9 protein-coding genes are annotated in these 13,237 nt (G+C 65.3%); 5 read left to right on the forward strand and 4 right to left on the reverse strand.

The window, feature by feature from the left end; genetic code table 11:
• Positions 1 to 53 precede the first annotated feature (53 nt).
• On the forward strand, positions 54 to 587 hold the full coding sequence (locus B215_RS0100590; RefSeq protein WP_019367682.1) for a hypothetical protein: 534 nt from the start codon (positions 54 to 56) through the stop codon (positions 585 to 587).
• Between the two features lie 524 nt (positions 588 to 1,111).
• The gene (locus tag B215_RS0100595; RefSeq protein WP_152997955.1) at positions 1,112 to 2,800 is read left to right on the forward strand and encodes a putative bifunctional diguanylate cyclase/phosphodiesterase; all 1,689 of its coding nucleotides are present in this window, start codon (positions 1,112 to 1,114) and stop codon (positions 2,798 to 2,800) included.
• Between the two features lie 7 nt (positions 2,801 to 2,807).
• Here the strand turns inward: B215_RS0100595 and mutS are convergent, their stop codons facing one another.
• Positions 2,808 to 5,387, reverse strand: a complete 2,580-nt coding sequence (mutS, locus tag B215_RS0100600; RefSeq protein ID WP_019367684.1) for a DNA mismatch repair protein MutS — start codon at positions 5,385 to 5,387, stop codon at positions 2,808 to 2,810.
• 109 nt (positions 5,388 to 5,496) lie between these two features.
• Here mutS and B215_RS0100605 point away from each other — a divergent pair, with 109 nt between their 5' ends.
• Both B215_RS0100605 and B215_RS0100610 read left to right on the forward strand, forming a co-directional pair.
• A complete protein-coding gene (locus B215_RS0100605) occupies positions 5,497 to 7,020 on the forward strand; it encodes a hypothetical protein (protein ID WP_152997954.1) in 1,524 nt (507 codons plus the stop codon).
• 93 nt (positions 7,021 to 7,113) lie between these two features.
• Positions 7,114 to 9,369 (forward strand): NADP-dependent malic enzyme, encoded by a 2,256-nt coding sequence (locus B215_RS0100610; RefSeq protein WP_019367686.1) that lies wholly within the window; start codon positions 7,114 to 7,116, stop codon positions 9,367 to 9,369.
• Between the two features lie 22 nt (positions 9,370 to 9,391).
• Here the strand turns inward: B215_RS0100610 and B215_RS0100615 are convergent, their stop codons facing one another.
• Both B215_RS0100615 and B215_RS0100620 read right to left on the reverse strand, forming a co-directional pair.
• Positions 9,392 to 10,180 carry an SDR family oxidoreductase gene (locus B215_RS0100615; RefSeq protein WP_019367687.1) on the reverse strand — a complete coding sequence of 263 codons (789 nt, stop codon included), beginning with the start codon at positions 10,178 to 10,180 and terminating at the stop codon, positions 9,392 to 9,394.
• Between the two features lie 47 nt (positions 10,181 to 10,227).
• Positions 10,228 to 11,415: an acyl-CoA dehydrogenase family protein gene (locus B215_RS0100620; RefSeq protein ID WP_019367688.1), complete on the reverse strand. Its 1,188-nt coding sequence runs from the start codon at positions 11,413 to 11,415 to the stop codon at positions 10,228 to 10,230.
• A gap of 144 nt (positions 11,416 to 11,559) precedes the next feature.
• On the opposite strand from B215_RS0100620, the gene B215_RS0100625 reads away from it, so the two are divergent.
• Positions 11,560 to 13,011, forward strand: a complete 1,452-nt coding sequence (locus B215_RS0100625; RefSeq protein ID WP_026008801.1) for an MFS transporter — start codon at positions 11,560 to 11,562, stop codon at positions 13,009 to 13,011.
• A 61-nt stretch (positions 13,012 to 13,072) separates the two neighbouring features.
• On the opposite strand, the gene B215_RS21485 is transcribed toward B215_RS0100625, so the two are convergent.
• Positions 13,073 to 13,228, reverse strand: coding sequence for a hypothetical protein (locus tag B215_RS21485; RefSeq protein ID WP_019367690.1), 156 nt, complete (start codon positions 13,226 to 13,228; stop codon positions 13,073 to 13,075).
• Positions 13,229 to 13,237: the final 9 nt, after the last annotated feature.

The following is a 13,237-nucleotide window of genomic DNA, read 5'->3' on the forward strand; positions in this document are numbered from 1 at the left end:
GCGTGCGGGGGGTAGCGGTTGAGGTGCTGCTCACACTCGCCCATAAGCCGCGCATGCGTTTGCTTTCCCTGCTCGCCGGTGCCGGCATCCTTGCGATTGCCGGTTGCGTGCCGGCGCCTTCGACACCGCCGCCCGCACCCGCGCCGCGACCCGTTATCGTGCCCACTCCGACGCCGTCTCCCACCCCGGCGCCGGCCGCAGATTGGCGCGACTGGCCGCTCACCCCCGGCGACTGGCGCTACCGGGCCGCTTTCTCGGGCGGCAGCGCAACCTATGGTATCGCGGGGATAACTCCCGTTGCCATCCTGCGCTGCGACCGACCGGCACGCCGCGTGACGCTCTCCCGAACCGGCACCGCGCCCGCGACCCTCACGCTGCGCACCACCAGCGCCGTCCGTGTCATTCCTGCCGCCCCGGACCCGAATATGGCCGGCATGTTAGCCCTCCACTTCCCGGCGAACGACAGTGTCCTCGATGCGATCGGCTTCAGCCGCGGACGGTTCGTGATCGAAGGCGGGGGGCTGCCGGTGTTGGTGATACCGGCCTGGCCGGAAATCCTGCGCGTGGTGGAGGATTGCCGCCAATAGGACGATGTGGCTCGCCAGTTTGGCCCAGACCCCCAGAATCGCACCGATAAAAATCTTTTACAAGACTTGTTCTGCGACTCAGGGTCATCCTACATGTCAAGTGTGTCGAGAGGCACAGGCTCTTCAACAAGCGAAAGGAGGTGATCCGATGTCTCATGGTTCAGCAGTGAGGTCGGTTCAGTTCGTTCGGGAGACGCGCCGCTGAGCTTGTCGCGCGGACGGAAGTCCTCCGTCCGTGGTGTCGTGCGGGAGGTATCCTCCTCCAACCAACGCCGGCAGCTGCAAGCAAAGCGGTCCGCATGGTCTCCCGGGCTGGAGCTCTCCGGCCGCTGACCATGTCGGGGGTCGCCGGGTACCCAGGAGTGGGGCCCGGCGGCCTCTTTCATTTTTAGCCACATCCTTTCCGCCATTTTGGTTGGTTAGGAAATCCTTACGCTTCCGATATGGACTTGCCCCAACTTGGCTGAGGCCGAGTCGGGAAGGCAGAGATGCACGCTCCAGGGAACGTCGGAGCGGAGCACCGCATGGGGCATACAGGTCAGGGAGACGCGAGCGTGGTGCGCGACACCTGTCTCCGCACCATGCTGGAAGCACTGCCTTCGCCGGTCCTGCTCATCGACCGCGCGGACCGCGTGGTCGAAGTCAACGCGGCGTTTTGCGCGCTGTGCGGCAATGACCGCAACTATTGGATCTCCACGCCGCTTGACGCCTATCTCCCGCCTCATCAGGTGCAACGCTTCCTCGCCGAGCACGCGCAGGTCTTCGCGACCGGTGAGGATCTCGAAACCGAGGAAATTGTGCGGGGACAGGACGGACGGTATCGGTACGTCGTTACGCGTCGCCGTTTGATCGATCTTCACGGCGAGTTGCTGGTGCTGACGATCCTCACCGACGTCACCACCTTGCGCGAGGCCGAAGCACGCGTCCGCCATCTCGCCTATCACGATCCGCTTACCGGGCTGCCCAACCGCACTGCGCTGAACGAGCAGGTGGACGCGATGCTGGCTACGCAGCCTTCAGCGCATCCCGCGTTGCTACTGATCGACCTTCATCAATTCAAGGACATCAACGACGCTTTCGGCGATAGCGTCGGCGATGCTCTTCTGCAGGCTTTCGCCAACCGACTCGCGGGCGTGGCCCGCGAGTCGGACCGAGTTGCCCGCACCGGCGGGGACACATTCGCACTGCTGATCGACGACTGCCAGGGCGTCGCGGCGGCCGAAGCGGCGTGCCACCGGCTGCTGACGCTGTCCGAGACGCCATTTGCAAGCCCGGCGGGCGCAGTGACGCTTGGCCTATCGGTCGGATGCGCTTGGGCCGAGCCGGGCGTGGGGGCGGCGGAACTGCACCGCCGTGCCGAGTTCGCATTGTACGAAGCCAAGCAGCAGCCTGCCAACGAATTTCGGTTGTTCGATTGTGCATTGGCTGCCGAGGTACAGGCCCGCCGCACCATGGAAGCGGATCTTCGCGCGGCGCTAGCGGCGGGGAACCAGCTTGACGTCCACTATCAGCCGGTGATCGATGCGAGCGGCCAAAGGGTCGTCTGCGTGGAAGCGCTCGTGCGCTGGAATCATCCACAGCGGGGAACGATCCCCCCTGCCAGTTTCATTCCGATCGCTGAAACGAGCGGTTTGATCGTCCCGCTGGGCGAATGGGTGCTCGATCGCGCGGCGGCGATGATGGCCAAATTCCCGAACATCGCGCTCGCGGTGAACCTTTCGCCGATTCAGCTGCGGAGCCCGGAGATCGACACCCGTGTTTTGACGATCTTGGCGCGACACGGCATGAACCCGGCGCAATTGCAGCTGGAAGTCACCGAAAGTGCGATGCTGGCGATGGACGCATTGGTGCAAGCGCGTCTTTCACGCCTGCGCAGTGCGGGCGTGCAGCTGGTGCTCGACGATTTCGGCACCGGCTATTCCAGCCTGTCGCATCTGCACAAGCTGGCCATAGACCGGGTGAAGATCGACCAGAGTTTCGTGCGCGATCTAGGCAGCTCGCAGGATGCACGGGCGATCATCCAGGCAGTGCTCGGCATCGGACAGTCGCTGGGCATTGGGGTAACCGCGGAAGGGGTGGAAGACGAGATGCAGCAGCTGTTCCTGCGCGCGTCCGGCTGCAACGAATTCCAAGGCTACCTCTTCTCCCGCCCACTCAACGCGCCAGATGCGGTGGCCTTTCTCGAAGCCCATCGAGCGCGCGAAGCGGCCTGAGCCGCGGCTATCCCTCGCGGGCGAGCGCCTTTAGCCGATACAGCGCCTCCAACGCGTCGCGTGGGCTGAGCGAGTCGACGTCGAGCCCGTCCAGTTCGGCGCGCACGGCATCCACCGTCTCGGCCTTAGCCTGAGCCGCCGCTGCGAAGAGCGGCAGATCGTCAAGGCCGGCTGCTAGCCCCCCGGTCTTGGCTCGGCCTGCTTCCAGCTTGTCCAGCACCGCCTTGGCCCGCTTTACCGTCGCCGGAGACATGCCGGCGAGCCGAGCGACGGCGATACCATAGCTGCGATCGGCCGGCCCCTCCGCCACTTCGTGCAGCAGGACGAGATCGCCCTTCCATTCGCGGGCACGCACATGGTGCAGGGTCAAGGCATCGCAGCGCTCCGCCAGCCGAGTGAGTTCGTGGTAATGCGTCGCGAAGAGGCAGCGGCAGCGGTTTTCCTCGTGGATCGCTTCCACTACTGCCCAGGCGATTGCCAAACCGTCATATGTGGAGGTCCCGCGGCCGACTTCGTCCAGGATCACGAAGCTGCGTGGCGTCGCCTGGGCCAGGATCGCCGCGGTTTCGACCATCTCCACCATGAAGGTGGAGCGACCGCGCGCGAGATTGTCCGACGCGCCGACGCGGCTGAACAGTCGGTCGACCAAGCCGAGTGTCGCTTTAGCTGCCGGGACATAGCTACCGGCCTGGGCTAACACGGCGATCAGCGCATTCTGACGGAGGAAGGTGGACTTACCGCCCATATTTGGGCCGGTCACAAGCCACAGTCGCGAGCTTTCCGACAATTGGCAGTCGTTCGCCACGAACCGGCCGCCCGCGCGGGCCACGGCCGCTTCGACGACGGGATGGCGCCCGCCCTCCACATCGAAGCAGCTATGATCCACCAGCGCCGGACGGGTCCAGCCGCCTTCGGCAGCGCGTTCGGCCAGCCCTGCCGTAACGTCGATACGCGCCAACGCATCGGCTGTCGCGGCAATCGCTTCGCGGCGGGCGAGCGCCTGGCCCGTCAGGTCTTCGAGATGCGCTGCTTCGGCGGCGAGGGCATGAGCGCCGGCCTGCGTTACCTTGACGGCGACGTCGTGCAACTCGGGCGCATTGAAACGGACGACGCCGGCAAGAGTCTGCCGATGGGTAAAGCCGCTGTCCGGCTTCATCAGCGCATCGGCAGACCGCGCAGGCACCTCGATATGGTAGCCGAGCACGCCGTTGTGCCGGATCTTGAGCGCCGAGATGCCGGTCCTAGCCCGAAAGGTGCCTTCCAGCGCAGCGATCGCCCGTCGACCGCCCGCGCCGGCGTCGCGAAGATCGTCCAGCGCGGCATCATAGCCCTCGGCGACATAGCCGCCGTGCGAAGCGTCGACCGGGGGCTCGGGCACCAGCGCACGGTTGAGCAGATCAATCAGCGCCCCATGTCCGCGGAGCTGGGGCACCAACTCCCGAAGCAGCAGCGGGGCATCGGCGATCGCACCGAGCCGTTCGCCGAGTCGCCAAGCGCCGTCGAGGCCGTCGCGGAGCTGGCCTAGATCTCTCGGCGAACCGCGCCCCGCAGCAAGCCGACCAAGCGCGCGACCGAGATCGGGCAGGGCGCGCAAGGTCGCGCGAACGCTTTCCCGTAGGCCGGAATCGTCGTGGAGATACTGGACAAGGTCGAGCCGAGCGTCGATCGTCGCCCTGTCCATCAAGGGCGCGGCAATATCGGTGCCGAGCAGCCGGGCGCCGGCGCCGGTGACGGTGCGGTCCACGGCGTCGAGCAGGCTGCCCTTGCGCGTCCCAGAGGTGCTGACGGTCAGCTCCAGGCTCTCGCGTGTCGCCGCGTCGATCGCCATGGTTGCCTCGGCGCGGCTGACGCGGGGCGGTCGGAGGAAGGGTAGCGATCCCTTGGCCGTGTGCTCGAGATAAGCGACCAGCCCGCCCGCCGCCGCGAGCCCTGCGCGCGAGAACTGGCCGAAGCCGTCGAGCGTGGCGACGCCGAACAGCCGCTTCAGCCGAGCCTCGCCGCCGGCGCTGTCGAAATCGATCCTCGGCCGAAGTGCGGTCGCGAGTTCGGGGAATTCGGTAGCATCGCCGGCGATCGTCTCGGCGGGGTTCAGCCGGGCGAGCTCGGCGTCAAGCCGCGCTGCCTCGGTCTCGATCAGTTCGAAGCGGCCCGTCGAGATATCGGCGCACGCAATCGCAACGCCACCCCCAGCCTCCCCTACCGCCGCGCACCAATTGGCGGAGCGGCTGTCGAGCAGGGCTTCCTCAGTCAAGGTCCCCGCGGTAACGACGCGGATGATCGCGCGGGCCACCAGCGCCTTGGAGCCAGCACGCTTCCTCGCTTCTTCGGGCGTTTCGGTCTGATTGGCGATGGCGACCCGGTGACCCGCCTTGATCAGCCGCGCGAGATAAGCTTCCATCGCGTGCACCGGCACGCCGCACATCGGGATCTTCTCGCCGTCATGTTCACCGCGCGCGGTGAGTGCAATATCGAGCACCGAACTGGCGACCTTCGCATCCTCGAAGAACAATTCGAAAAAGTCGCCCATGCGGTAGAACAGCAGGCAATCCCCCGCCTCTTCCTTGAGCGCGAGATACTGGGCCATCATCGGAGTAGGGGCGGCGGAAGACATCGCGTCTCGCTACCGGAAGCACGGGGGGCGGCACAACCGCCGCCATGGGGTGACGCTGGTGGAAACTGGGGATAAGGCGCGCGCCATGCAGAGCTTTCCATCCTCGCAGATGCCCCGCGTCCTGCGGTGGCGCTGGATCGTGGCGATTGCGCTCGTATCTGCGCTGCCCTTCCTGTTCGTCCGCATACCGCCGTTGGTCGACGTGCCGGGCCATATTGGCCGCTATGCCGTGGAACTCGCGCCGCCGGCCAGTCCACTGCTGCGGTACTTCACCTTCCGTTGGGTAGTTGCGCCAAACCTTGCCGCTGATCTGCTGGTAGTGCCGCTTGCTCCGCTGATGGGGCTTGTGCCGGCGGTCTGGCTTCTCTGCGCGGCAGTTCCCGTCGTGATAACCGGCGGCGTACTCGCCTTGGTGAGGCAGCGCAACGCGAACGGAGCAAGTGCGCTCCCATGGGCGCTGCTGTTCGTGTACAATTTGTGGTTCCTATACGGCTTCCTGAATTTCTTTCTGGTCGCCGCGGTCGCGCTTTGGGCTCTTGTCGCCTGGTCGGCGCTTGAGACCAGACCCCGCCTGCGCGCGGTGCTATTTATCTTCCTCACGCCTGCGATGGTTGTCGGCCATGCCGTCGCGGCTGCTTTGATGGCAGCGTGGATCACCGGTGTGGCAATTGTCACGCACTGCGAGGGAAGGCGGCCGTGGCGATCCGTTCTGCCGCTGTGGCCGCTGGCGGCCGGCTTGGTGCCGCTGGCCTTTGCTCCCCGCGCCGGTGGGTCTACCCGGTGGGATTTCCTCGATAAGCTCGACGCCATCGCAACCGCATTGCAGGACCAGAGTCAGTTGCTTGACATCGGCACGGTGGGAGCCGCGCTGCTCGTGTTTCTGACGGGGCGCTTTTGGGGCGCACGGTTGCGTGCCGGCAATCGGGCGCTGGTGCTGGGCACATTACTGCTCTTTTTTGCGGCCCCCAGCATCCTGAGCGGTGCGACACGCATTGATGGACGATTGGTCCCGTTCGTTCCACTGCTCGCCCTCGGTCTTCAGGACTGGCGTTCAGTAACTCCAACGCGCCGTCGATGGGTATCGATACTTGGATGGACGCTGCTGGTGCTGCGCTTCTCCGTTACTACGGTAAGCTTTGCGGACTACGCGCGGGAGTATCATCGCGAGCTTGCGGCGCTGGAGCATGTCCGGCCAGGTTCGCGGGTACTCAATCTCAGCCTGATGCCCTGCAAAGGTGATCGATGGCGCCGGGGCCGCACCGAGCATCTCGCCAACCTCGCTACGTTGTTCCGCCAGGCCTGGGTTAATGCACATTGGACCAATGGCGCCGTCCATCTGTTGCAGGTTCGCTATCGCCCTCGAGGCTATTGGCAGGACCCGTCCCAGATGGTGACCGTGCCGCCCTGCGTGGATCCTGCCATCCCGTTTGAAGCGCGCAGCCGCCACGGGATAGCAGAAACCTTGCCGCGCCTGCCGCTCGATCAGGTCGACTATCTCTGGCTGATCGACGTGCCGCTGCCGCCCGGTCCGCGTGACCCGCGACTGGTGCCGGTCTGGCAGTCAAACGACAGCGCTCTCTACGCAATTCATCATATTAAAGCGACGTAGGGGAATGCGCGGAAAACGCCTTCTGCGGTTTGCAATCGCTGCTTCGGGCTGCTTTAGGGGCGGAAACAGTCCGAGAAATTAGGAGCCGAACGGATGGCCGAAGAGAGCAACGTCCAGTTTTCCGATCGCGAAGCACTTCGCTACCACGCCGAAGGCCGGCCCGGTAAGATCGAGATCGTCGCATCCAAGCCGATGGCAACCCAGCGAGATCTGGCGCTTGCCTATTCACCGGGCGTCGCGGTGCCGGTGCTGGCCATCTCCGAAAATCCGGCAACCGCCTATGACTATACCGCCAAGGGCAACCTCGTCGCGGTCATCTCCAACGGCACCGCGATCCTGGGCCTCGGCAATCTCGGCGCGCTGGCGTCCAAGCCGGTGATGGAAGGCAAGGCGGTGCTGTTCAAGCGCTTCGCCGACGTCGACTCGATCGATCTCGAGCTGAAGACGGAGGATGTCGATCGCTTCATCGACGCGGTGGAACTGATGGAGCCGAGCTTCGGCGGAATCAACCTGGAGGACATCAAGTCCCCTGAATGCTTCGTGATCGAGCAGACGCTGCGCGAGCGAATGAACATCCCCGTGTTCCATGACGACCAGCACGGCACCGCGATTATCGCCGCCGCTGGCATCATCAATGCGCTGTATCTCACCGGCCGTGACCTCAAGACGACCAAAATCGTCGTCAACGGTGCCGGCGCCGCCGCGATCGCCTGCACCGAACTGATCAAGGCGATGGGTCTGCCGCAGGACAACCTGCTGATGTGCGACCGCACCGGCGTGATCTATCAGGGCCGTGAAGGCGTCAACCAGTGGCAGTCGGCTCATGCCGCCAAAACCGACCGACGCACGCTGGCAGAAGCTTTGGAGGGCGCGGACGTGTTCCTTGGCCTTTCCGCCGCGAACGCGCTGCCGGCCGAGCTGCTCGCAAAGATGGCACCGAAGCCAATCATCTTTGCAATGGCCAACCCGGATCCCGAGATCACCCCGCCCGAGGCCAAGCGCGTCCGCCCGGACGTGATCATCGCCACCGGCCGTTCGGATTATCCGAACCAGGTCAACAACGTACTCTGCTTCCCGTTCATCTTCCGCGGCGCCCTCGACGTGCGTGCGACGGGGATCAACGATGCTATGAAGGTCGCCGCCGCGCGCGCGCTGGCCGAACTCGCCCGTCAGCAGGTGCCCGAGGAAGTGGCGACCGCCTATGGCACGTCGCACAGCTTCGGCCCCGACTATATTATTCCGACGCCGTTCGATCCGCGCCTCATCGAGATCATTCCCGCCGCCGTCGCCCAGGCGGCGATGGATTCGGGCGTGGCGACCCGCCCGATCATCGACATGACGGCATATCGCCAGCAACTGCGCGCGCGGATGAACCCGACCACGTCGGTGCTCAGCATGGCCTATGAGGGCGCCCGCGCTCGGCCAAAGCGCGTTATCTTCGCCGAGGGCGAGGAAGAAGTGGTGCTGCGCGCGGCTATCGCCTTCCAGGAGGGCGGCTATGGCACGCCGGTGCTGGTGGGCCGCGAGTCGGTGCACGATCGCCTGCGCGAGCTCGGCGCCAACCCGGATCATTTCGAACTGCACAACAGCGTCAACTCGCCGCTGGTCGAGGAAATGGTGGAGACGCTGTACACGCGGCTCCAGCGCCGTGGCTATCTGCGCCGCGATTGCGAGCGCATGGTCAACCGCGACCGCAACATCTTCGGCACCTTGCTGCTTCGCCTGGGCCATGCCGATGCGATGATTACCGGCGTCACTCGCACCTATGCCGAGACGATGCGCCAGGTGCGTCGCGTGATCGATCCGGTCGACGGTCGCACGCCCTTCGGCATCCATGTTCTGGTTGGCCAGTCGCACACGGTGTTCATTGCCGATACCACGGTGAACGAACGCCCGAGCGGCGAGGAACTGGCAGATATCGCCGAGCGCACTGTGCAGGTCGCCCGCCGAATGGGCCACGAACCGCGCGTGGCGCTGCTCAGCTACTCCACCTTCGGCAATCCCGAAGGCAAGTGGGTCGACAATATCCGTGACGCGGTGAAGGTACTCGACGCGCGCGGCGTGACCTTCGAATATGAGGGCGACATGGCGCCGGATGTGGCGCTGAACCCGAAGCTGCTTGCTAATTATCCGTTCGCGCGCCTGTCCGGTCCGGCGAACATCCTGATCATGCCGGGTCTGCAATCGGCCAACATTTCGGCCAAGCTGCTGCGCGAACTGGGCGGCGATTCCACCATTGGGCCGATGCTGATCGGCATGGAGCAATCGGTGCAGATCGCACCGATGACTTCCACCGCCAGCGAACTGGTGACGCTGGCGGTGCTCGCCGCGGGCGACATCGCGCGCTGACGACAAGGCGAGCATCGGCGGATCAGCCGTCGATGCTCGCCCCCAGCGCGGCATTGACCAGACCACCATCGACCGTGACGGTTTCGCCCACCAGATAGTCGCCCGCCCGACTGGCGAGGTAGATCGCCGCGCCGGCCATGTCCTCGGCCACGCCGATCCTCTTGGCGGGGATCGCCTGGGCGACGGTGCCGCCATGGTCGCGTGCGGCCTTGTTCATGTCGCTGGGGAAGGCGCCGGGGGCGATCGAGGTGACGTGGATCTGATCGCGCACCAGTCGCGCCGCCATGCGCCGGGTAAGGTGGATCAGCGCCGCCTTGGAGGCCTGATAGCTATAGGTTTCCCAGGCATTGAGCCGCTGTCCGTCGATCGAGGTGATGTTTATCACCTTGGCCGGGCGCTCGCGCGTGCCGCTGGCCTTGAGCAGGCCATGCAGCGCCTGGGTTAGGAAGAAGGGTGACTTGACGTTTAGGTCCATGACCTTGTCCCAGCCCTTCTCGGGGAAGCTCTCGAACGGTTCGCCCCAGGCGGCACCGGCATTGTTGACGAGGATGTCGAGCTGCTGCTCCCGGGCGGCCAGATCGGCGGCAAGCGCGCGGCAGCCGTCGACGGTCGAAACATCATGCGGCAGGGGCACGCAGTTCGGCCCGAGCGCTGCTGCGGTTGCTTCGCAGGCATCCGCCCGGCGCGACGACACGTAGACCTTTGCGCCCGAGGCGACGAAGCCCTCGGCGATCATTCGGCCGATGCCCCGCGAGCCGCCGGTTACCAGCGCTACGCGGCCGTCTAGGCGAAACAGCGAAGATACGTTCATGCCAAACTCCCTCTCCGAACCCTCTTCCTCGTGGAGGAGGGGCGTTGTTACCCACCCCGCTTCAGCATCTCGCGGGCGATGATCAGCTGCTGGATCTGGCTGGTGCCTTCGTAGATGCGGAACAGCCGGACATCGCGGTACAGTCGCTCGATCCCATAATCGGCGATGTAGCCTGCGCCGCCAAAGATCTGGACGGCGCGGTCGGCGACGCGGCCCACCATTTCGCTGGCGAAATACTTTGCTGCCGCCGCCTCCATCGTAGTGCTTGCCCCATGTGCGGGGCGGTATGCCTCCCGGGCAGTCCGCTGATCCAGCGCATCCTTGGCGGCGGCAGTTTCCAGTACCAGCGCACGCGCGGCCAGCGATTCCGTTTTCGAATCCGCCAGCATCGCCTGGATCAGCTGGTGCTCGGCGATTGCCTTGCCGAACTGCCGGCGCTGGCTGGCATAGGCCACGCAGTCGGCGATCAGTCGCTCGGCCACGCCGACGCAGACGGCAGCGATATGGAGCCGCCCCCGGTCGAGCACCTGCATTGCGATATGGAAGCCTTCGCCCTCCGCCCCAAGCCGGTTCTCCGCAGGCACAAGCACATCGTCGAAGATCACGTCGGCAACGCGCGCTCCCTTCTGGCCCATCTTCTTCTCGGGCTCGCCGATTGACACGCCGGGCAGGTCGCGCGGCACGAGAAAGGCCGAGACTCCGCGTCCGCCCGCTTCGCTGCCGGTGCGTGCCATCACCGTGAACAGCTGGGCTTTATCGGCATTGGTGATGTAGCGCTTGGTGCCGCGCAGCCGATAGGCATCGCCGTTGCGATCTGCCCGGGTCTTCACCGAAGCGGAGTCCGATCCCACGTCTGGCTCGGTAAGGGCGAAGCTGGTGATGATTTCGCCGCGAGCGATGCGCGGCAACCAGGCAGCCTTTTGTTCTGGCGTGCCAGCGATCACCAGCCCCTGGCTACCAATGCCTACATTCGTGCCGAAGGCCGAGCGGAAGGCGGGTGTGGTGCGCCCCATCTCCATTGCTACGCGACACTCTTCCGCCATGGTGAGGCCCAGGCCGCCATATTCCTCGCTGATAGAGAGGCCGAACAGGCCGAGCGCTTTCATTTCCTCGACTATCGATTCGGGCACGGCATCGGCCGCCTCGACCTCCGCCTCCAGCGGGCGAAGCCGCTCCGATACGAACCGGCGAACGGTGTGGAGCAGTGCGTCGAAGAGCTCCGGTTCGAGCGCCATGGCATCCTCTCTATTCAAACCACCAGCCCTCATACCGTAAGTTCCTGCGTCTGCAACCATACTGGATCTTCCAAATGGTTTCGTTTGCCCGGTGGGGAGCCAGTCTGTATCGGACGGGCAGGGGGCGCAGAGGAGAAGAATGCCATGGCCGGTCGCACCGCCGCCGCACCTGCACCCGTTCCGCCGAGGCGACGGGTGGCGACGCCGACGATGCTCGCCTATGGCTTTGGGGCGGTCGCCTATGGCGTGAAGGACTTCTGCTTCGTCACCTTCCTGCTGCTGTTCTACAACCAGGTGATCGGGCTGCCCGCCGCGCAGGTGGGTTTCGTCATCATGTGTGCGCTGCTGCTCGACGCGTTCATCGACCCGCTGATCGGTTTCCTTTCGGATCGGACGCGCGGCCGCTGGGGGCGGCGGCATCCCTGGATGTATGCCTCGGCACTGCCGATCGGCATCGGCTGGCTGCTGCTGTGGAACCCGCCGACCTGGTCGCATACGGCGCTGCTCGGCTGGCTGTTCGTCACCGCGGTGCTGGTACGCACTGCGATTTCCGCTTTCGAGGTGCCGTCGCAGGCGCTGAGCCCCGAACTCTCCGCCGATTATGAGGAGCGGACCCGGATCATGGCCTATCGCTTCCTGTTCGGCTGGGGCGGAGGGATGGCAATGCTCGTGCTCTCCTATGCCTGGTTCCTGGCCGAAGGCCCGGGCCAGCCGAACGGCCAGTTCGATCGGGCAGGCTATCCCGGCTTCGCGCTGGGCGGCGGGCTGCTGATGGTGGTGGCGATCCTCGCCTCGGCCCGGGGCACTCACCATGAGATCCGCAACCTGCCCAAGGTGGAGATCGAACGGCAGCCGCTGCGCGAGAGCCTGGGCGAATTGTTCGCGGCGCTCGGCAATCCGGCCTTCCTGGTGCTGATGGCGGCCGGGCTTTGCTATTTCACCGCGCAGGGCATCAGCTTTTCGATGTCGAACTATCTTTACGCCCATGTCTGGCGGTTCGACAATGTCGCCTTCCAGCTGCTTGGCGGCACGCTGTTCCTGGGCGTCGTGCTCGCCTTCCTGATCGCTCCCCGGATGGCCCGGCGCTTCGGCAAGCCGGCGGCGGCGACCACGTTCCTGGCGGCTGCGGTGATGCTGTTGACGCTTCCGTATCTGCTGCGGCTCGCCGGCGCATTTCCGGCGCCCGGCAGCCCGTGGCTGATCCCCCTGCTGTTCGCCATCTTCACCACCAACGCGACCTGCGGCGTTTCCTCGACGATGCTCGGCGCCTCGATGCTGGCCGATGTCGTCGAACATTCCGAGGTCGACACCGGCCAGCGATCCGAAGGCGTGTTCTTCGCCGGATTCTTCTTCGTCCAGAAATGCTCGAGCGGGCTCGGCATCTTCCTCACCGGGCTGATCCTCAGTCTCTCCGGCTTCCCCGACGGCGCCAAGCCGGGAACGGTGCCCGAGGGCGTGATCGACCGGTTCACCCTCATTTTCTGCGCCGTGTACCTGCTGCTCGGCGGCATCGCGGCGTTCTTCTACCGGCGCTTCCCCTTCGGCAAGGACGAGCATGCCGCCCGGCTGGCGCAGCTCGGCGCGCGGACCGACTGAGCGCGGAAATGCCCGCCAGGTCCTCGACCCGGCGGGCATCCTTTCCTCCCCAGGAAAGACGTCAGGCCACGCGGCCCAAGCGGTGGTAGAGGTTGGAGAACTTCACCGATTCCGGCTTGTCCTTCACCGCCTGCAGATGGGCCCCGACGGCCTCCCGGAGCAGGCGGAAATCCTCGGTGGAGAAGACGGCGCGGCTGCGCTGCGGTTCGTTCGACATCACATACTC

Origin of the sequence: Sphingomonas sp. ATCC 31555 (assembly GCF_000282895.1) — a bacterium.
Taxonomy (GTDB): Bacteria; Pseudomonadota; Alphaproteobacteria; order Sphingomonadales; family Sphingomonadaceae; genus Sphingomonas.

What these genes read in the sequence shown, in the direction of transcription:
- B215_RS0100590 (WP_019367682.1), top strand. Translation starts at nt 54, where the DNA reads ATGCGTTTGCTTTCCCTGCTCGCCGGTGCCGGCATCCTTGCGATTGCC.
- B215_RS0100605 (WP_152997954.1), top strand. Translation starts at nt 5,497, where the DNA reads ATGCAGAGCTTTCCATCCTCGCAGATGCCCCGCGTCCTGCGGTGGCGC.
- B215_RS21485 (WP_019367690.1), bottom strand. Translation starts at nt 13,228, where the DNA reads ATGTCGAACGAACCGCAGCGCAGCCGCGCCGTCTTCTCCACCGAGGAT.
- B215_RS0100615 (WP_019367687.1), bottom strand. Translation starts at nt 10,180, where the DNA reads ATGAACGTATCTTCGCTGTTTCGCCTAGACGGCCGCGTAGCGCTGGTA.
- B215_RS0100595 (WP_152997955.1), top strand. Translation starts at nt 1,112, where the DNA reads ATGGGGCATACAGGTCAGGGAGACGCGAGCGTGGTGCGCGACACCTGT.
- B215_RS0100625 (WP_026008801.1), top strand. Translation starts at nt 11,560, where the DNA reads ATGGCCGGTCGCACCGCCGCCGCACCTGCACCCGTTCCGCCGAGGCGA.
- B215_RS0100620 (WP_019367688.1), bottom strand. Translation starts at nt 11,415, where the DNA reads ATGGCGCTCGAACCGGAGCTCTTCGACGCACTGCTCCACACCGTTCGC.
- mutS (WP_019367684.1), bottom strand. Translation starts at nt 5,387, where the DNA reads ATGATGGCCCAGTATCTCGCGCTCAAGGAAGAGGCGGGGGATTGCCTG.
- B215_RS0100610 (WP_019367686.1), top strand. Translation starts at nt 7,114, where the DNA reads ATGGCCGAAGAGAGCAACGTCCAGTTTTCCGATCGCGAAGCACTTCGC.